General features: G+C 62.9%; 12 protein-coding genes, 3 tRNA genes, 3 rRNA genes and 1 pseudogene. 13 read left to right on the forward strand and 6 right to left on the reverse strand.

The genetic code is table 11. The features are described 5' to 3' along the window. Positions 1–4 precede the first annotated feature (4 nt). The gene (wzm, locus tag F5544_RS01075; protein ID WP_167478896.1) at positions 5–832 is read right to left on the reverse strand and encodes a galactan export ABC transporter permease subunit Wzm/RfbD; all 828 of its coding nucleotides are present in this window, start codon (positions 830–832) and stop codon (positions 5–7) included. A 313-nt stretch (positions 833–1,145) separates the two neighbouring features. Then, positions 1,146–1,763, reverse strand: coding sequence for a bacterial proteasome activator family protein (locus F5544_RS01080; RefSeq protein WP_167471441.1), 618 nt, complete (start codon positions 1,761–1,763; stop codon positions 1,146–1,148). Positions 1,764–1,856: 93 nt separating this feature from the next. On the opposite strand from F5544_RS01080, the gene F5544_RS01085 reads away from it, so the two are divergent. Then, positions 1,857–3,059, forward strand: a complete 1,203-nt coding sequence (locus tag F5544_RS01085; RefSeq protein ID WP_167471442.1) for a cysteine desulfurase-like protein — start codon at positions 1,857–1,859, stop codon at positions 3,057–3,059. On the opposite strand, the gene F5544_RS01090 is transcribed toward F5544_RS01085, so the two are convergent. Continuing rightward, on the reverse strand, positions 3,060–4,049 hold the full coding sequence (locus F5544_RS01090; protein ID WP_167471443.1) for an NAD(P)H-quinone oxidoreductase: 990 nt from the start codon (positions 4,047–4,049) through the stop codon (positions 3,060–3,062). 70 nt (positions 4,050–4,119) lie between these two features. Here F5544_RS01090 and rfbC point away from each other — a divergent pair, with 70 nt between their 5' ends. From rfbC to F5544_RS01110, 4 genes and pseudogenes are all read left to right on the forward strand, one after another. Continuing rightward, positions 4,120–4,683 carry a dTDP-4-dehydrorhamnose 3,5-epimerase gene (gene rfbC, locus F5544_RS01095; RefSeq protein WP_167471444.1) on the forward strand — a complete coding sequence of 188 codons (564 nt, stop codon included), beginning with the start codon at positions 4,120–4,122 and terminating at the stop codon, positions 4,681–4,683. A gap of 145 nt (positions 4,684–4,828) precedes the next feature. Next, on the forward strand, positions 4,829–5,947 hold the full coding sequence (locus F5544_RS01100) for an alpha-hydroxy-acid oxidizing protein (protein ID WP_167478897.1): 1,119 nt from the start codon (positions 4,829–4,831) through the stop codon (positions 5,945–5,947). A gap of 28 nt (positions 5,948–5,975) precedes the next feature. After that, positions 5,976–6,475 (forward strand): annotated as a pseudogene (locus tag F5544_RS01105) (MarR family winged helix-turn-helix transcriptional regulator). A 25-nt stretch (positions 6,476–6,500) separates the two neighbouring features. After that, positions 6,501–6,585, forward strand: a tRNA-Ser gene (locus F5544_RS01110). 217 nt (positions 6,586–6,802) lie between these two features. Here F5544_RS01110 and F5544_RS01115 read toward each other — a convergent pair. After that, positions 6,803–7,465, reverse strand: coding sequence for a GNAT family N-acetyltransferase (locus tag F5544_RS01115; protein ID WP_203217482.1), 663 nt, complete (start codon positions 7,463–7,465; stop codon positions 6,803–6,805). A 510-nt stretch (positions 7,466–7,975) separates the two neighbouring features. Here F5544_RS01115 and F5544_RS01120 point away from each other — a divergent pair. The 3 genes from F5544_RS01120 (at position 7,976) to rrf (ending at position 13,144) form a co-directional block, all read left to right on the forward strand. Beyond that, positions 7,976–9,494: ribosomal RNA gene (locus F5544_RS01120) — 16S ribosomal RNA — on the forward strand. 318 nt (positions 9,495–9,812) lie between these two features. After that, positions 9,813–12,925, forward strand: a 23S ribosomal RNA gene (locus F5544_RS01125). A 102-nt stretch (positions 12,926–13,027) separates the two neighbouring features. Beyond that, a 5S ribosomal RNA gene (gene rrf, locus F5544_RS01130) occupies positions 13,028–13,144 on the forward strand. The 16S, 23S and 5S rRNA genes sit together here, the layout of an rRNA operon. Before the next feature lie 354 nt (positions 13,145–13,498). Here the strand turns inward: rrf and F5544_RS01135 are convergent. After that, on the reverse strand, positions 13,499–14,599 hold the full coding sequence (locus F5544_RS01135; protein ID WP_167471445.1) for a nitric oxide synthase oxygenase: 1,101 nt from the start codon (positions 14,597–14,599) through the stop codon (positions 13,499–13,501). Between the two features lie 458 nt (positions 14,600–15,057). On the opposite strand from F5544_RS01135, the gene F5544_RS01140 reads away from it, so the two are divergent. Both F5544_RS01140 and F5544_RS01145 read left to right on the forward strand, forming a co-directional pair. Then, a complete protein-coding gene (locus F5544_RS01140) occupies positions 15,058–16,089 on the forward strand; it encodes a HoxN/HupN/NixA family nickel/cobalt transporter (protein ID WP_167478899.1) in 1,032 nt (343 codons plus the stop codon). A gap of 101 nt (positions 16,090–16,190) precedes the next feature. Further along, entirely contained in the window at positions 16,191–17,204 is a 1,014-nt protein-coding gene (locus tag F5544_RS01145) for an alpha/beta hydrolase (protein ID WP_238847034.1), read from the forward strand. Positions 17,205–17,237: 33 nt separating this feature from the next. Here F5544_RS01145 and hisC read toward each other — a convergent pair whose 3' ends face one another. Continuing rightward, positions 17,238–18,317, reverse strand: coding sequence for a histidinol-phosphate transaminase (gene hisC, locus F5544_RS01150; protein WP_167471447.1), 1,080 nt, complete (start codon positions 18,315–18,317; stop codon positions 17,238–17,240). Between the two features lie 172 nt (positions 18,318–18,489). On the opposite strand from hisC, the gene F5544_RS01155 reads away from it, so the two are divergent. From F5544_RS01155 to F5544_RS01165, 3 genes are all read left to right on the forward strand, one after another. Continuing rightward, complete coding sequence (locus F5544_RS01155; RefSeq protein WP_167471448.1) at positions 18,490–19,212, forward strand: dienelactone hydrolase family protein; 723 nt, start codon at positions 18,490–18,492, stop codon at positions 19,210–19,212. 91 nt (positions 19,213–19,303) lie between these two features. Next, positions 19,304–19,393 (forward strand) — tRNA-Ser (locus F5544_RS01160). Positions 19,394–19,429: 36 nt separating this feature from the next. Next, positions 19,430–19,502, forward strand: a tRNA-Arg gene (locus F5544_RS01165). The last annotated feature ends 119 nt before the right edge of the window (positions 19,503–19,621 follow it).

A 19,621-nucleotide genomic window follows, 5' to 3' on the forward strand; every position in this document is an offset into this window, starting at 1 on the left:
GCTCCTATACCCAGTACGGCACGCGCGAACGGTACTGCCGCATTGCGAAGATCGCCACGATCCAGCCGACCACGGTGATCGCCAGCACGATCGCCCAGTGCCGCAGCGCCTGCGGTTCACCGAGCAGCGGGGCGCGCACGATTTCCAGGTAGTGATAGGTCGGCACGATCTCGACCAGCCTGGCCCGGCTACTGCCCCCGTTGACATGCGACGCCAGGGCCTGAGCCTTCCACATCACCGGGGTGAGGACGAACAGCATCAACGTGGTGCTGCTGAGGATGGGCGCGATATCGCGGTAGCGGGTGCTGAAAATGCCGAACACGATCGACACCCACATCGAATTGAGGAATATCAGCACGATCGCCGGAATGGCGAGCAGGCTGGCCGGGCTCAGATGCCGCCAAACCCCGAACACCGCGAGCAGCACCGCATAAATGACGATGTTGTGCGCGAAGAACAGCAATTGCCGCCACACCAGCCGATAGATGTGCACGCTCAACGCCGACGGAAGTTGTTTGATCAGGCCCTCATTGGCGATGAAGACCTCGGAGCCCTCGATGATGCTCGCGTTGATCACATTCCAGATGATCAAGCCGATCGTCACATAGGGCAGATAGTCGCCCAGCGGACTGTCGAACAGGGTCGCGTAGAGCAGACCCATGGCCGATGCCTGCACGGCGGTGGCGATGGTGATCCAGAACGGTCCGAGCACCGACCGCCGATACCGCTGCTTGATGTCCTGCCAGCCCAGCGACAGCCAGAGTTCGCGCTGTGCGAAACCGTCGCGTAGGTCCTTGAACGCGCGGTGGAAGGTCTGCGAATCCGACACCAGCGGCTCGGGATTCGTCGGCTCGGCCGCGGCGGGCTCGGCCGCCGCCTTCTCTTTCACCGAATTCTCGTCTGTACGCACGGGGCTCTCATCCGAATGCACTTGGCTCTGATCGGGACGCTGCGCATCCTTCCCGGGAATCGAGTCGGAGCGAGCGGCAGCGGTGGGCACGGTGCTCGACACTACCTTGGCAAATCCCCACCGACCCGTGCGGCACACGCGGGTCGGTGGACACCATTGCCTCGATTGTGGCGTGCGTCCGTCGGCATCGTTTCTACCGCGTTGCCGCCCGGTCGCACAGATCCCGAATCTCGGGTCACAAATACTGTCCCGAACCGCCGGATACCGGGCCGGACTGGCTACCGCGCGGGTCGTGTGCGTGGATTCCGGGCGGCAGCGCGCCCTGGCGCATCTGCTCCAGCTGGGCCCGTGCGGCCATCTGCTGGGCGAACAACGCGGTTTGGATGCCGTGGAACAGACCCTCCAGCCAGCCGACCAGCTGCGCCTGGGCGATGCGGAGTTCGGCATCGGAGGGGATCGCGTCGTCGCTGAACGGTAGCGCGAGGCGCTCGAGCTCCTCGCGCAGATCGGGGGCGAGGCCCTGTTCCAGCTCGCGGATCGATGATTTGTGGATTTCCCGCAGCCGGGTGCGGCTGGCGTCGTCGAGCGGAGCCGCGCGCACCTCTTCGAGCAGCTGTTTGATCATCGTTCCGATGCGCATCACCTTCGCGGGCTGTTCGACCATGTCCGCGAGGGATTCGCCGGAGTCGTCGCGCTCGTCCGGGTTGTCCTTATCCTTCTTGCTCTCATCGCTGTCGGTCACCACCTGTGCGGTGAGGGGAGTGTCCGACACCGCATCCGCGGGGATGATCAACGGCCGGCCCTCGGGTCCGATCACGACGATGGAGTCCGGAGTCTCATCCGATTGCGTCATGGTCCCTATCATGTCGCGTCACCGCGGAACGCGCTAAGCCCGGTGGTCGGGGAGGGTTACGCAGGCTCGGCCGCTGCCCTTAGAGTGGCCAGCATGACTTACGACGTCGCGCGGGTTCGGGGCCTGATACCGTCCCTGGGCGACGGTTGGATTCATCTGGATCCGCAGTCCGGAATGCTGGTCCCGGATTCGGTATCCCGTGCCGTCTCAACGGGTTTCCGTACTTCCGCGTTCTCGCACATCGGCAGGCACGGCGCCGCGATGCGCAGCGCGGCCATCGTCGACGCGGCGCGCGAGGCCGTCGCGGATCTGGTCGGCGGCGATCCCGCGGGCGTGGTGCTCGGACCAGACCGCGCGGTTTTATTGGCCTGGCTCGCCGAATCGCTCAGCTCCCGGCTCGGGCTCGGCACCGGCATCGTGCTGTCCCGGCTCGACGACGAGGCCAATGTCGCGCCCTGGCTGCGCATCGCCAATCGCTATGGCGCGCACGTGCGTTGGGCCGAGGTGGAAATCGAAACATGTGAAATGCCGTCATGGCAATTCGAGGAGCTGATCGGACCGACGGCGCGCCTGGTCGCGCTCACCGCGGCCTCCCCGATCGTCGGCTCGGCGCCAGCGGTCCGGGTGGCCGCCGACCGCGTGCACGAGGTCGGCGGCCTGCTCGTCGCCGACTGCTTCGGCGCCGCGCCGTACGCGCTCATCGATATCGACGAACTCAACGCCGACGTGATCGCGGTCAGCGCGCCGGCCTGGGGCGGCCCGCAGATCGGCGCGCTGGTGTTCCGGGATCCGGCCTTCCTGGACCGGATTCCGTCGATGTCGTTGAACCCCTATGCGAAAGGTGCGGAACGGCTCGAGGTCGGCGGCCACCAGTACGCGCTGCTCGCGGGGCTCACCACCTCCATCGACTACCTCGCCGGGCTCGACGAACGAGCCCGCGGCAGCCGCCGCGAACGGCTCGAAATCTCCATCACCTCACTGCAGGACTACCACGACCAGCTCTTCGAGCATCTGATGGAAGTACTGGACAAGATCCCGAACCTCACCGTCATCGGGCGGGCCTCCACCCGCATTCCGACCGTCAGCTTCACCATGGCGGGCATGCAGGCGGAGAAGGTCGCGGCCAAACTCGGCGACAACCGGATCGGCACCGTCAGCGGGGTGCACGGCGGCAGCAGGCTGCTCGACGCGCTCGGCGTGAACGACGAAGGTGGGGCGGTCACCATCGGACTCGCCCCCTACACAACGAGATTCGAGATCGACCAGCTCGGCCGCGCCCTCGCCGCGCTGGAGTAGTCACTCGTCGCGGATCCGCAGCACCACCTTGCCGAACGCGCCCGAGGCATCGAGCAGGCGATGCGCCTCGGCCGCATCGGCGACCGGGATTTCGGCATCGATCACCGGGACGACGCGGCCGTCGGCGATCAGCGGCCAGACCCGCCCGCGCAGTTCGGCGATGATCTCGGCCTTGCTGCCGGTGCCGGTGGCCGGGCGGTTACGCACGTTGGTGGCGTGGATGCTGCCCCATTTGCGAAGCAGCGCACCGAGATTCAATTCGCCACTGGCCCCGCCCTGCATTCCGATCACCACCAGGTGGCCGTGCGGCGCCAGCGCGTCGACATTGCGGGCCAGATATGCCGCGCCCATCACGTCGAGAATCACATCCGCGCCCGGACCCTGCGCGCGCACCGCCTCGACGAAATCGTCCTCCCGATAGTTGATCAACACCTCGGCGCCCAATTCCGCACAGCGCCGCAGCTTTTCGGCCGAACCCGCGGTCGCCGCGACCCGCGCGCCGAGACTTTTCGCGATCTGGATCGCATGGGTGCCGATACCGCTGCCGCCGCCGTGGATCAGCAACAGCTGTCCGGCGTGCAGGCCCGCGGTCATCACCAGGTTCGACCACACCGTCGCGGCCGCCTCCGGAAGTCCGGCCGCCGCGGCCAGATCCAGTCCGTCGGGGACCGGCAGCAGTTGGGTCGCGGGCACGACAACCCGTTCGGCGTAGCCGCCGCCGGACAGCAGCGCGCACACCCGGTCGCCGACTCGCCAGTCGCGCACCCCATCGCCGACTTCGGCGACGACACCGGAACACTCGAGGCCCATGATCGGGCTCGCGCCCGGCGGGGGTGGGTAAAAGCCTTGGCGCTGAAGCAGATCCGCGCGGTTCACGCCGGCCGCCAGCACGTCGATCAGCACCTCGCCGTGTCCGGGCGCCGGATCCGGCGCCTCGGTCCACACCATTACCTCTGGTCCACCGAAACCGTTCAGGTTTATTGCGCGCACCGCTCCAGCCTGCCGTATTCGCGAAACCGCCGGGTTCGCGGCACGCCGTATCCGGTGCCACCATGATGTGGTGCGTATCGAGCGGACCGACCTCGCCGATGTCCTTGTGCTCACGCCCGAGCCGTTCCGCGACGAACGCGGGCTGTTCACCAGAACCTTCGACGCGGACCTCTTCGACGCATACCTGGGCGCGCCGGGTACGGCGGCATCGTTCGTCCAGGATTCCCAATCCCGTTCGGTGCGCGGCGTCATCCGGGGCATGCACGGTCGCGCGGGCCGCGGCGAGGCGAAGCTGGTCCGCTGCGCGCACGGTGCGGTGCACGACGTGCTCGTCGATATCCGGCCTGGTTCGCCGACATTCGGTGAATGGCGGTCATTCCTCTTGGACGACAACGAATTTCGTCACCTGTATGTGCCGCCGGGCTATCTGCACGGCTTTCAGGCGCTGACCGAGATCGCCGACGTCTGCTACCGGATCGACCGGCCGCACGACCCGGCCGAAGATCTCGGCGTCGCGTACCACGACCCCGAGCTCGCGATCGAATGGCCGCTGCCGGTCACCGCGGTCTCGCAGCGCGATGCCCGCGCGGGCAGCTGGGCGAACCTCGTCCACCTGCTGACAGCCAGCCGGTGAACCGCCCAGCCGATCGAGAGCGACCGCGCGACAACATATTCGGCAATGCCTGCGCCAACGGGGGAAACACGCTAGCGTTCGGGTGGTGAGCAGCGTTTTCGTCGACTTCCAGAACGAAATCTACCTGGGCGGTCTCGGCGGGCTGATGCCCGAATTGCCAATGACGGCCGAGGGTTTGGCGCGGCGGGCCGAACAGGTGCTGGAACCGGCGGTCTACGCATACATCGCGGGCAGCGCCTCGGCCGAACGCACCGCGGCCGCCAACCTCTCCGCCTTCGACCGGTACCGGATCCTGCCGCGAATGCTGCGCGGCACCACCGGCACCGGCGCGCGGGACCTCACGGTCGAAGTGCTCGGCACCAAATTGGCGGCGCCCGTGCTCACCGCGCCCATCGGCGTACTCGAACTGCTGCACAAGGACGGCGAAACCGCGGTCGCCGAAACCACCAAGGAACTCGGCATCGGCATGGTGCTCTCGACCGCGGCCTCCACCGCCATCGAAGACGTCGGCGCCGTCGCGGGCGACTGGTGGTACCAGCTCTACTGGCCCAACGACGACGAACTGGCCCGCTCGCTGGTCACCCGCGCGGAACGGGCGGGTGCCAAGGCGATCGTCGTCACCGTCGACACCCCGAGCATGGGCTGGCGGCCGCGCGACCTCGAACTCGCACACCTGCCCTTCCTGCGCGGCAAGGGCATCGCGAACTACCTGTCCGATCCGGTCTTCCGCGCGAAACTCGGCACCGCGCCCGAAGACAGCGAACAGGCCATGCAGTTGGCGGTGCTCACCTGGATCAACCTGTTCGGCAACCACACGCTGCAACCCGCCGACATCGGCAGGCTGCGCGAATGGACCACGCTGCCCATCGCGGTGAAAGGCATTCAACATCCCGACGATGCGCGCCTCGTCGTCGACGCGGGCGCCGACGGAGTGATCGTCAGCAACCACGGCGGCCGACAAGTAGACGGGGCCGTCGGCTCGCTCGACGCACTGCCCGCGGTGGTCGCCTCCGTCGGCGATCGCGCCGACATACTGTTCGACTCCGGCATCCGCACCGGTTCCGACGCGCTGATCGCCTTGGCGCTCGGCGCGAAAGCAGTGCTCTACGGCAGGCCGTGGACCTACGGCCTCGGCATCGCCGGCCGCGACGGCGTGCGACACGCACTGCGCGTCCTGCTCGCCGACCTCGACGCGACCCTCGGATTATCCGGATACGGGAAAGTCAGCGAGCTGGACCGCTCACTGCTCGCCGCCGTCCGCTGACCACGTCGTGCCTGCTCGGAGCATTAGAATGACCGGCGTGCATCCCGAACCGAACGGTCGCACGGACGCCGAACCCAACTGGCTGACACCCGCGCAACAACGCGCGTGGCGCGCCTACATGGATGGACACCAGCGCCTGATGACGGCGCTGAACCGGCAATTACAGCGCGACTCCGACCTCAGCGTCGCCGAATACCGGATCCTGGTCCTACTGTCCGAAGCGCCCGACCGTTCACTGCGAATGAGCGAACTGGCCGACGGCGTACTGTCCTCGCGCAGCAGACTCACCCACCAGATCCGCCGGCTCGAAGCACAACGAATGGTGCGCCGCAACACCTGCCTCGAAGACGGCCGCGGCGTACTCGCCGAACTCACCGACGAAGGTATGCGCCGACTCGCCGCCGCCGCACCCGGCCACGTCGACGCGGTCCGCCGCGACTTCATCGACCTGCTCACCCCGCCCAACTAGAGGTCATCGGCGACGTTTTCGGTCGCATCGACGAAGAGATCGCCCGGCGCGGCGATTAACCGGGTCCGCTACCATCGGGATCCTGGAGACGTGGCAGAGCGGCCGAATGCACTCGCCTTGAAAGCGAGCGTCGCGAGAGCGACCGGGGGTTCAAATCCCTCCGTCTCCGCCCGCTGCACTCGTCGGTGGCCCATGCCCATGGAGGGCATGGGCCTTTCTCGTTTCGCTCGTTTTTGTGGGGGCGAAGCCCCCACGCCCCACCCGGCGGGCTTCGCCCCCGGACCCCCTTCCCTGTGTCAGTTGTTCGGATAGGTGAACTGGTTGCGGGGGTGACCCTTCGGTTTGTGGTTGCGTTTGGTGGGTCCCTGTTCTTCTGTTGTTCGGGGTCAGCAGGGGTGGGTCATGAACAGTGCTGTTTCGGTGGCTGATTCCGTGTTCTTGTAGAGCGAGGTGTCTAGTCCGCAGAAGGTGAATCCTGCCTTCCGGTACAGGTGGATGGCTGGGGTGTTGATATTGGTGACCTCCAGCCAGACGTGGCCGGCTCCCTGTTCGCGGGCGCGCTGGATGGCCTGATTCAGTAGGGCTCGGCCGATGCCGTGGCCTCGATGTGTTGGGGCCACGCGGATTTCGACGATGGTCAGGCGTCTGTTCCATGTCTCGTATTCGGTGGTGACGAACCCGCACACCTGTTGGTTGGCTACTGCGACGATCGTGTCGGTCGGGTTCTCGCCCCAGGGGTGGTCGTCGTCTTTTGGGAATTGCTTGTGGATCGGTGGGGTTACCGGTGTTTCCTTTAGAGCGAATCCGTCGTTGGTGCTGGTCACCGTCAGAATCGTGTTGGTGCTGAATGAGTCGTCGATGCCGTTGATCGCCTTCGCGTCCTCGGGGCGTGCCGCGCGGTAGACCACGGTGTCGGGGCCGGTGATTGCCATTGGCCCACCGTATTGGCCTTCGCCGATACGGATCGGCTGCTGCGGCGGGCGTTGTTTGGTTGCGTGGTTGGTGGGAGAACCGGGGTGTGGCAACGGGATTGGGGTGGTCTGGGTCACATTTGTCCGGATTGGTGTGGGGTTGGGGTGGTTTGGGGAGCGTTGAACTGGGAAGACGTGGCGTATCCAGGGGATTTGACGCAGTGTTCTTCTCCGCGTAACTTATTCCAGGTCAGAGCGACACGGACACCGACCCGGGGCCCAGAGCAGCGGAAACGCTGAGCGAACGGCCTAGGGAAACGAGGTAGGACGAGGAGCGCCTGGCGATCAGCTGGCCCCGATTTTTACCTAGCTTACGGCTGGGTGTATGGTTGGGTCTCGCTGAAGGACCTTGCTTCACCGATCAATCGAGTAAGTCTCGGGCGATGGTGTGTGCGTGTGTTCTTTGAGAACTCAATAGTGTGTCGATGAATGTCAGTGCCAAATATTTTTGGTTCTGTTCCTCATACCCCCGTGTGAGGGATGGACATTTTTTGTCAGCTAATTTCCGGCTGGCGTTTAAGTTAGGTTTTCGGACTCTGGTTCGAGATACTTTTGATTGCACTCCTGTGGGGGTGTGATTGTGAGTCTTCAACGGAGAGTTTGATCCTGGCTCAGGACGAACGCTGGCGGCGTGCTTAACACATGCAAGTCGAGCGGTAAGGCCCTTCGGGGTACACGAGCGGCGAACGGGTGAGTAACACGTGGGTGATCTGCCCTGTACTTCGGGATAAGCCTGGGAAACTGGGTCTAATACCGGATATGACCTCGGACTGCATGGTTTGGGGTGGAAAGATTTATCGGTACAGGATGGGCCCGCGGCCTATCAGCTTGTTGGTGGGGTAATGGCCTACCAAGGCGACGACGGGTAGCCGGCCTGAGAGGGCGACCGGCCACACTGGGACTGAGACACGGCCCAGACTCCTACGGGAGGCAGCAGTGGGGAATATTGCACAATGGGCGGAAGCCTGATGCAGCGACGCCGCGTGAGGGATGACGGCCTTCGGGTTGTAAACCTCTTTCGACAGGGACGAAGCGGAAGTGACGGTACCTGTAGAAGAAGCACCGGCCAACTACGTGCCAGCAGCCGCGGTAATACGTAGGGTGCGAGCGTTGTCCGGAATTACTGGGCGTAAAGAGCTTGTAGGCGGCTTGTCGCGTCGATCGTGAAAACTCACAGCTCAACTGTGCGCTTGCGGTCGATACGGGCAGGCTTGAGTACTGCAGGGGAGACTGGAATTCCTGGTGTAGCGGTGAAATGCGCAGATATCAGGAGGAACACCGGTGGCGAAGGCGGGTCTCTGGGCAGTAACTGACGCTGAGAAGCGAAAGCGTGGGTAGCGAACAGGATTAGATACCCTGGTAGTCCACGCCGTAAACGGTGGGCGCTAGGTGTGGGTTTCCTTCCACGGGATCCGTGCCGTAGCTAACGCATTAAGCGCCCCGCCTGGGGAGTACGGCCGCAAGGCTAAAACTCAAAGGAATTGACGGGGGCCCGCACAAGCGGCGGAGCATGTGGATTAATTCGATGCAACGCGAAGAACCTTACCTGGGTTTGACATACACCAGAAAGCGGCAGAGATGTCGCCCCCCTTGTGGTTGGTGTACAGGTGGTGCATGGCTGTCGTCAGCTCGTGTCGTGAGATGTTGGGTTAAGTCCCGCAACGAGCGCAACCCTTGTCCTGTGTTGCCAGCACGTAATGGTGGGGACTCGCAGGAGACTGCCGGGGTCAACTCGGAGGAAGGTGGGGACGACGTCAAGTCATCATGCCCCTTATGTCCAGGGCTTCACACATGCTACAATGGCCGGTACAGAGGGCTGCGATACCGTGAGGTGGAGCGAATCCCTTAAAGCCGGTCTCAGTTCGGATCGGGGTCTGCAACTCGACCCCGTGAAGTTGGAGTCGCTAGTAATCGCAGATCAGCAACGCTGCGGTGAATACGTTCCCGGGCCTTGTACACACCGCCCGTCACGTCATGAAAGTCGGTAACACCCGAAGCCAGTGGCCTAACCCCTTGTGGGAGGGAGCTGTCGAAGGTGGGATCGGCGATTGGGACGAAGTCGTAACAAGGTAGCCGTACCGGAAGGTGCGGCTGGATCACCTCCTTTCTAAGGAGCATCTTCCAGACGATGTCACACAGGTGAATGTTGTTCTGGCAGAGCCGTTCATGTCCTCGAATGTAGGACTGCGGAGCTCATGGGTGGAACGCTGACTGATTCTCCTCATCGGTGCTGGTCCTGTGTGACCGGCCGAGGGGATATATCGACACACTGTTGGGTCCTGAAAGAACAGGCGTTCTTTCCAGGCAAGAGATAACGATCCGCTCGGGTCTCCTTGATACCGCCGGTTTTGGTCGGTTGGTCGGGGATTCAGGTTTGAGTGGGTGTGTTGTTTGAGAACTGCACAGTGGACGCGAGCATCTTTGTTTGTAAGTGTTTAAGGGCGTTCGGTGGATGCCTTGGCACCAGGAGCCGATGAAGGACGTAGGAGGCTGCGATAAGCCTCGGGGAGCTGTCAACCGAGCTGAGATCCGAGGATTTCCGAATGGGGAAACCCGGCACGAGTGATGTCGTGTCACCCGCATCTGAATATATAGGGTGTGTGGAGGGAACGTGGGGAAGTGAAACATCTCAGTACCCACAGGAAGAGAAAACAATAGTGATTCCGTGAGTAGTGGCGAGCGAAAGCGGAAGAGGCTAAACCGTGTGGATGTGATAGCCGGCAGGCGTTGTCCATGCGGGGTCGTGGGACTCATCTTCTTATCACTGCCGTGGTGAGCAGTAGTCAGAAAAGTTCGTGTTAGCTGAATTGGTCTGGGACGGCCAACCGTAGACGGTGAGAGTCCGGTAAGCGAAAACGCGTGCTCTACTGTGATGTGTTCCCGAGTAGCAGCGGGCCCGTGAAATCTGCTGTGAATCTGTCGGGACCACCCGATAAGCCTGAATACTACCTGGTGACCGATAGCGGACTAGTACCGTGAGGGAAAGGTGAAAAGTACCCCGGGAGGGGAGTGAAATAGTACCTGAAACCGTGCGCCTACAATCCGTCAGAGCCTTCCACTTTGTGGTGGGGTGATGGCGTGCCTTTTGAAGAATGAGCCTGCGAGTCATCGGTGTGTGGCGAGGTTAACCCGTGTGGGGGAGCCGTAGCGAAAGCGAGTCCGAATAGGGCGCCGCAGTCGCACACTATGGACCCGAAGCGGAGTGATCTACCCATGGCCAGGGTGAAGCGACGGTAAGACGTCGTGGAGGCCCGAACCCACTTAGGTTGAAAACTGAGGGGATGAGCTGTGGGTAGGGGTGAAAGGCCAATCAAACTCCGTGATAGCTGGTTCTCCCCGAAATGCATTTAGGTGCAGCGTTGCGTGTTTCACACTGGAGGTAGAGCTACTGGATGGCCTAGGGGGCCCACAAGCTTACCGAAGTCAGCCAAACTCCGAATGCCGGTGTGTGAGAGCGTGGCAGTGAGACTGCGGGGGATAAGCTTCGTAGTCGAGAGGGAAACAGCCCAGATCGCCGGCTAAGGCCCCTAAGCGTGTACTAAGTGGAAAAGGATGTGGGGTCGCGAAGACAACCAGGAGGTTGGCTTAGAAGCAGCCACCCTTGAAAGAGTGCGTAATAGCTCACTGGTCAAGTGATCCTGCGCCGACAATGTAGCGGGGCTCAAGTACACCGCCGAAGCCGCGGCATTCGCACATTATTCTGCTTTCGAGCCAGGAGTGCGGATGGGTAGGGGAGCGTCGTGTAGCCAGGGAAGCGGCGGGGTGACCTAGTCGTGGAGGCTGCGCGAGTGAGAATGCAGGCATGAGTAGCGAAAGACGAGTGAGAAACTCGTCCGCCGAATGACCAAGGGTTCCTGGGCCAGGTTAATCCGCCCAGGGTGAGTCGGGACCTAAGGCGAGGCCGACAGGCGTAGTCGATGGACAACGGGTTGATATTCCCGTACCCGTGTATCCGCGCCCAATGGCGAGCCGGTTTTGCTAAGTATCCAAAACCTGAATGATCTCCTTCGGGAGACAGGAGGGGGCTGCATACGACCCAGGCCGTAGTAGTCAAGCGATGGGGTGACGCAGGAAGGTAGCTGGGCCAGGTGATGGAATACCTGGTGTAAGCCTGTAGGGCGAGATATAGGCAAATCCGTATCTCATGTGCCTGAGAGGTGATGCGTAGCCGATTGAGGCGAATTCAGTGATCCTATGCTGCCGAGAAAAGCCTCTAGTGAGTTGGTACACGGCCCGTACCCCAAACCGACACAGGTGGTCAGGTAGAGAATACCGAGGCGATCGAGAGAACTGTGGTTAAGGAACTCGGCAAAATGCCCCCGTAACTTCGGGAGAAGGGGGACCTGATCTGGTGATGGAACTTGCTTCCGGAGCTGGGTTGGGTCGCAGAGACCAGAGAGAAGCGACTGTTTACTAAAAACACAGGTCCGTGCGAAGTCGTAAGACGATGTATACGGACTGACGCCTGCCCGGTGCCGGAAGGTTAAGAGGACCGGTTAGCGCAGCAATGTGCGAAGCTGAGAATTTAAGCCCCGGTAAACGGCGGTGGTAACTATAACCATCCTAAGGTAGCGAAATTCCTTGTCGGGTAAGTTCCGACCTGCACGAATGGCGTAACGACTTCTCTGCTGTCTCAACCACAGACTCGGCGAAATTGCATTACGAGTAAAGATGCTCGTTACGCGCGGCAGGACGAAAAGACCCCGGGACCTTCACTATAGCTTGGTATTGGTGTTCGGTACGGTTTGTGTAGGATAGGTGGGAGACTGTGAAGCGGGCACGCCAGTGTTCGTGGAGTCGTCGTTGAAATACCACTCTGGTCGTATTGGACTTCTAACCTCGGGCCATGATCTGGTTCAGGGACAGTGCCTGGTGGGTAGTTTAACTGGGGCGGTTGCCTCCTAAAATGTAACGGAGGCGCCCAAAGGTTCCCTCAGCCTGGTTGGCAATCAGGTGTCGAGTGCAAGTGCACAAGGGAGCTTGACTGTGAGACTGACAGGTCGAGCAGGGACGAAAGTCGGGACTAGTGATCCGGCACCGGCATGTGGAAGCGGTGTCGCTCAACGGATAAAAGGTACCCCGGGGATAACAGGCTGATCTTCCCCAAGAGTCCATATCGACGGGATGGTTTGGCACCTCGATGTCGGCTCGTCGCATCCTGGGGCTGGAGTAGGTCCCAAGGGTTGGGCTGTTCGCCCATTAAAGCGGCACGCGAGCTGGGTTTAGAACGTCGTGAGACAGTTCGGTCTCTATCCGCCGCGCGCGTCAGAAACTTGAGGAAGGCTGTCCCTAGTACGAGAGGACCGGGACGGACGAACCTCTGGTGTGCCAGTTGTCCTGCCAAGGGCACCGCTGGTTAGCTACGTTCGGAAGGGATAACCGCTGAAAGCATCTAAGCGGGAAGCCTGTTCCAAGATGAGGTTTCTCTCCCACTTGATGGGTTAAGGCCCCCTACAGACCATGGGGTTGATAGGCCGGAACTGGAAGCCCAGTAATGGGTGGAGGTGACTGGTACTAATAGGCCGAGGACTTACCAACAAAGAAGCTACGCGTCCACTGTGCGGTATCTGAAACAACACACGAACCCCACACGTTCAACCCGAAGGGTTGGGGTGTGTGGTGTGGATAGTTTCATAGAGTTACGGCGGTCATAGCGGTAGGGAAACGCCCGGTCCCATTCCGAACCCGGAAGCTAAGCCTGCCAGCGCCGATGGTACTGCACTCGACAGGGTGTGGGAGAGTAGGACACCGCCGGAACATACATTCACGAAAGCCCCCCAACAACTGTTGGGGGGCTTTCGTCGTCTCTGTAGGCTTTCGTCGCCGTCGAGACCCACAACGTCACCAGGTCCCGGCTTATCGCTCCTCGCACCCCGTGTCGATACCGTGCACACAACGTACCGGGTGTCCGGTCGACGAGCGGGGTGCGGGAACCAATCACCTACGCGCACAAAGATAACTATGAATGCGCCATCGGCCGGGGGAATAGTAGTTGTTGTCTGACTCAGAGCGACAAACGCAGGACGCGAACCCGGATTGTGCTCAGAGTCAGCCGCTGACCACCCTGCCAGACCCGAACCAGGGCGGCTCGCGCAAACATTCAGCTTCCTATCACACAGCATCGTTGCGGAAATCACGGCGGACGAAATTCGGTCGGATGTCGTGATCCGGTGGGTCGTAATACTGGTGAAAGGTAGGAGTCAGCCCGGATGAGATCGGCGGGTTGATCCAACTCCAATCGGTGGGACAGGTTCGCCCGGCGGCCTTTTCGCGGTTCACGTGATCACAGAACTGCTTGGCCACCGTGTGGTGGTCGACGATGTGCACGCCGGCCTTTCGATAGCTGAACAGCACGGCCCTGTTCAGCTCGACCAGTGCGCGGTCCCGCCACAGTGTGCGTTCCGCCGAGGTGTCCAGGCCCATCATTTCCCCGATCAGCGGCAGCATGTTGTACCGGTTGGTGTCGCTGAGGTTCCGCGCACCGATCTCGGCACCCATGTACCACCCGTTGAATGGTGCGAACGGGTATGTGACGCCGCCGATTTCGAGGTTCATGTTGGCGACCGCGGGCACCGCATGCCAGCGCAGCCCGAGCCCGGTGAACCAGTCGAAGTCCGGATGCTCCAGCTCCACCTCCAAAACCAGGTCGGGTGGGATGTCGAACCATCTGATCGGTTCATCGGGTGTGCTGATGAGTAGGGGCAGGATGTCGAACGGTGTTCCGGCGCCGCGCCAGCCGAGCTTCATCGCGAATTCGGTGAGCGCGACATGCGCCGCGTCGCCGGTGACCGTTCCGTCGCCGTTGCGGTATCCGGCGTACCGGATGAGTTGCGGGCTGACAATGCGGAATTCGCGTCCGTCGGGCTGCCGGGGCGGTCCGACGGTGATGAGGGATTGGACGGCACCGTTGTTCGTCGCCATGTGCAGATGCTGCCAGCACACCTCGGCCAGTTCCCGTGCGCTCCGTACCCGGCGCGCGTCGAGCAACTTCAGTGAACGCCAATGCTTTCGGCCGACACAGCGGGCGTGATTGCGCCACGCCAGTTTGGCGCCGATCAGGATTTCCTCCGCGGTCTGCGAATAGGTGCCGGTCTGTTCGAGCTGCTCCAGTGCGCTGCGGCGACGCTGCGAGTCCAGGTGAGCGAGTTCGGGTAGTCGGAAGAATTCGTCGCATTCGCGCAGTCGCCGCTTCAGGTCGAGGCTGAAAGGCATTGTGTCTGGGCAGTTTTCGACGGGCAACACTGGGTTCACGATTTTCTCCGGTCGGACTTGGAGGTACTGCGGTGAAACAGACATTCGTCGAGCAGAGAACTCGCGCCGGGCAGGTGGCGCACGGGCGCCGAGCCGCGATTGCCTCCACGTTGCGAGAGTGGGCTGGACCGACCGGTTCGCGGGTTTGATTGCGCGCGTGGCCTTTTCCGGAGCCGGGTCGCGTCTTATCATGTGACCTCGATGCTTACCGCTTGCCAAGGCAATCATTGCCGCCCCGTTCAACTCTGAAAACGGCCCGGCGAACAGACTACGTCGAGTGTGCTGGTTGTGTGCCCGGATTGGGTTCATTTAGCTGGCAGCCCGAAGGGGGGAGCTCAGCAAACCGGGACCGTTGTACGGTTGATCAGTTCAATTTCGTCCCACCAGTGAGGTGTCGTCTCGTGCGCGGACTTATCGGTATGGCGATCACGATCGTCGCCCTGCACATCATCGGTTGGGGTGTATTGCTGCTGCTGGTGGTGCCGGGGCAGTACATGGTGCAGGGCGCCGTATTCGGTGTCGGGCTCGGCGTCACCGCCTATACGCTCGGCATGCGGCACGCGTTCGACGCCGACCATATCGCCGCCATCGATAACACCACGCGAAAGTTGGTGGCGGAGAACGGAAGCCGCAAGGTGCAATCGGTCGGCTTCTGGTTCGCCCTCGGACATTCGAGCGTGGTTTTCGTGCTGGTCGGCCTGCTGGCCCTCGGGGTGCGTGAGTTGGCGACGAATCTGGCGAACGACGATTCGGATCTGCACCGCTGGACCGGCCTGTGGGGAACCAGCATCTCCGGAACGTTCCTCATCCTGATCGGCCTGCTGAATCTGGCCTCGCTGATCGGGATCTGGCGGGTGTTCCGGCGCCTGCGGCAGGGCGATTTCGACGAGGCGCGGCTCGAGCGTGAGCTCAACAGCCGCGGCCTGCTGAACCGGGTGCTTGGTCCGGTGGTCCGGTTGGTGCGGAAACCGGTGCACATGTATCCGGTCGGTGTGCTGTTCGGGCTCGGCTTCGACACCGTCACCGAGGTCGGCCTGCTGGTCATCGCGGGCGGAGCGGCCGCGACCGGACTGCCGTGGTATTCGATTCTCGTTCTGCCCGTGCTGTTTTCGGCAGGTATGGCACTGTTCGACACGCTCGATGGTTCGTTCATGAGCTACGCCTACGACTGGGCTTTCGCCAAACCGGTGCGCAAGATCTACTACAACCTGGTGATCACCGGACTCTCGGTGGCGGTGGCGCTGCTGATCGGCGGACAGGAGATCGTGTCCATTTTCGCCGACAAATTAGGGGTGGAATCCGGGGTGGTGGCCTGGATCGGGAACCTGGATCTCGGTGAGCTTGGTTACATAATTGTCGGTCTGTTCGGCCTCACCTGGGCGGTGGCGGCGGCGGTATGGCGGTTCGCGAAGGTGGAACAGCGCTGGCAGCGCGACCTCGCCTCGAACTGACCGAGCCCGGTAAGGGGTTCGGTGGCGATTTGTAACTTTCTGGCAGGATGGCTGTCATGCTGTCTCGACGCGGAGTGCGTCGCTGGGTTGCCAGTGCTGTCGTGAGCGTCGCGCTCTTCAGCGGCGCGTCGGCGTTCGGCGCTCCCCCGGTACTGGCCGAACCGCCCGCGAACACCGGATCCTCGGACGGGCCCGGCAAAGCGGAGCCCACCGTCACGCCGCGGCCGCGAACCGCCGCGATCGAAAGCGTCGAGCCGATCACCGATCGGCTGCTGCGCGTCTTCGTCCGGTCGCCGGCCATGCAGCGCACGGTCCAGGTGCAGGTTCTGTTGCCGCGCAATCAAACTCAGTCGCGTCCGACGGTGTACATGCTCGACGGGCGCAGCACGCCGCCCGAATCGAACAACTGGATCGAGATGGGCCGCGCTGTCCAGTTCTACGACGACAAAGATGTGAACGTGGTGTTCACCGTCGGCGGCCCGGCCAGCTTCTACACCGATTGGCAGAAGCCCGACCCGGTACTCGGCACCAATATGTGGGAAACGTTCCTCACCAAGGAATTGCCGCCGCTGCTCGACGCGAAGTTCGACGGCAACGGGCGCAACGCGGTGATGGGCGTTTCGATGGGCGCCGAGGCCGCGATGATGCTCGCCTTCCGGCAGCCGACGCTCTACCAGGCCGTCGCCGCGCACAGCGGATGTTTCTCCACCGGAACCGATCTCGGACAGGCGCAGGCGCGTGCGGTGATCGCCAGCTATAACGGCAAGGCGGACAACATGTTCGGGCCGCAGGACGATCCGCAGTGGCTGGCTCACGACACCAACCTGCACGCGGATGCGTTGCGCGGCAAGACAATCTACCTTTCCGTCGGCAGCGGTATCCCGGGCCAATACGACACCCCGGACAGTCCGGATATCGCCAACACCATCGGTTTCGGCGGACCGCTGGAGGCCGCGACCAATATGTGTACGGCCAGGCTGGTGCAGCGGCTGGTCAGCATCGGCATTCCGGTGACGGCGGACTTCCGCCTCACCGGAACCCACTCCTGGCCCTACTGGGCCGATGAACTGGTCAAGTCGTGGCCGACCATCGCGCCCGCGATCGGCACTCGCTGATCGCGCGGCGATTCGATGGGGTGACTGGCGGGGCTATCCGGCAAACCGTTCCAGCACAGCGGGATCGGTGGCGAACCGGAGGAAGCGGTCGTTCTCGTGCGGGTCGCCGATGGTGACCCGCACGCCGTCGGCGCCGTAGGGCCGCAGCAGCACGCCCTCGTCCGCGCTTGCCTCGCCGTACTCGGCGCTGCGCGAACCGAGCGGCAGCCATACGAAATTCGTCTCGCTCGGCGGCACCCGGTAACCGGCGGCGAGCAGCGCGTCGCGGACGCGTTCGCGCTCGACGATGAGAGTGTCTGTGCGGTCCAGCAATTCGTGCCGCGCCTCCAGCGAGGCGATGGCCGCGGCCTGCGCGACCCGGTTCACGCTGAACGGGATGTGCACCTTCATCAGCGCGGTGATCACCTCGGGAGCGCCCACCGCGTAACCGGCCCGCAGGCCCGCCAGACCGTACGCCTTGGAAAACGTGCGCAAAACAACGACATTCGGCCGGGTGCGGCCCAATTCCACACCGTCGGGCCGAGTTTCGGGAGTCAGCCGCAGATACTCGTAATACGCCTCGTCCAGCACCACGAGCACCCGCCGCGGCACCGCGTCGAGGAAACGCTCCAACTCGGCCCGGCCGAGCGCGGTTCCCGTGGGATTGTTGGGATTACAGACGTAGATCAACTTCGTGCGCTCGGTGACCGCCGCCGCCATCGCGTCCAAATCGTGCGACAGATCCGCCGTCAGCGGCACCTTCACCGCCGTCGCGTTGCCGACCTGGGTGACGATCGGATACGCCTCGAACGAGCGCCAGGCGAACACCACCTCATCGGAGGGTGCGGCGCAGGTGATCTGCACCAGCTCCTGGCACAGCGCGACGCTGCCGCAGCCGACCGCGATATTCGCCACCGCGACATCGAGAAACCGCGCGAGCGCCGCACGCAACTCACTGGCTTGATTGTCCGGATACCGATTCGCCGCCTCGGCCGCCTCGGCGATGGCCTTCGCGGCCGCGGGTAGCGGGCCGAACGTGGTTTCGTTGCTGGCAAGCTTCACCGCACCGGGATGGTTACGGCCAGGGACGTACGCCGGGATCGCCTCGAGATCCGGCCGGATGTGCGCTGTCACAACACCACCCTAAGCCGACCCCGCGAAACCATGGGATGACCGTGCTAAATTTGCGGCTCCCCAGCACTCGAACAGCGGCGATCTCGCGGGCAGGTAACTGGAAAATATCAACGGGAATGCCCCTCAACTGGAATTTCTCGCCAAGATCGGCCGATGAACCTACCCTGGTTCCATGTCGGGCACTTATGACGATATTGCCCCACTACGTGGCGGCGGCGACACGGCATCCAGACCGGATACGGAATCAGCGGAGCACCAGCGGCGGCAATCCGCCAACACCCGAGTGCCCATCACGGTTGTCGAACCGGAGGGACACACGCGCGGCGGCATCGTGGTGCTGCACGAATCCCGAGAGTTCTCCACAACATTGCTCGACCTCATGAGCGCACTCGCCGACGAAGGCTGGACAGTGGTCGCGCCCAACCTGTTCCACCGCAGCGAACAACCCGACAACGGCGTCTTCGGCGACGAACTCTTCGACGACTTCGACGCCTGCTTCGACTGGCTCACCGCCCGCGACATCCTCCCCGACTGCGTCGGCGTCCTCGGCTTCGACAGCGCCGGCACCGCGGCCTTCCTCGTCGCGACCAACCGGCCCATCGGTGCGGCCGTAAGCGTCGCCGCACCAGGCATCGTCGAACCACTCACCGAACAAGCCGACGCGCTCGTCCACGCCGCGCCCAACCTGCAGGCCCCGTGGCTGGGGCTCTTCGGCACCGACGACCCCGCCACCCCGGCGACCCAGATCGACCAACTCCGCGACGCCACCGCCCGCGCCGACGTCGCCAGCCTCGTCATCACCTACCCCGGACTCCGCCACCGCGCCCCCGAAAGCATCGACCTCGGCGACTCACACACCAGGATCTTCGACTGGTTCGACAGCAACCTACGCTGATAACCAGGCGTTTTGTTATCTGGACGGTGGCTCCTGTAACCTTGCTGCTCGGCGGTTCGAAAGGACCGGTGCCCTCGAAGAGAAGGCTCCAGGAGGCGTGCCAGAGCGGCCGAATGGGACTCACTGCTAATGAGTTGTCCCTTCACGGGGACCGGAGGTTCAAATCCTCTCGCCTCCGCCACACCCGGGAAACCGAGTGACAACTGAAGAATGCCATGCGCCCGTAGCTCAACGGATAGAGCATCTGACTACGGATCAGAAGGTTAGGGGTTCGAATCCCTTCGGGCGCACTTCACTCGATGCGAGGCTCATGCTCACACAGAGCGTGAGCCTTGTCTCGTTTCGTCATGTTTTGTGGGGGTGCAACCCCCACACCCCGCCCGGCGGGGCTTCGCCCCCCGGACCCCCT

The organism is Nocardia arthritidis (assembly GCF_011801145.1).
Classification (GTDB): domain Bacteria; phylum Actinomycetota; class Actinomycetes; order Mycobacteriales; family Mycobacteriaceae; genus Nocardia; species Nocardia arthritidis_A.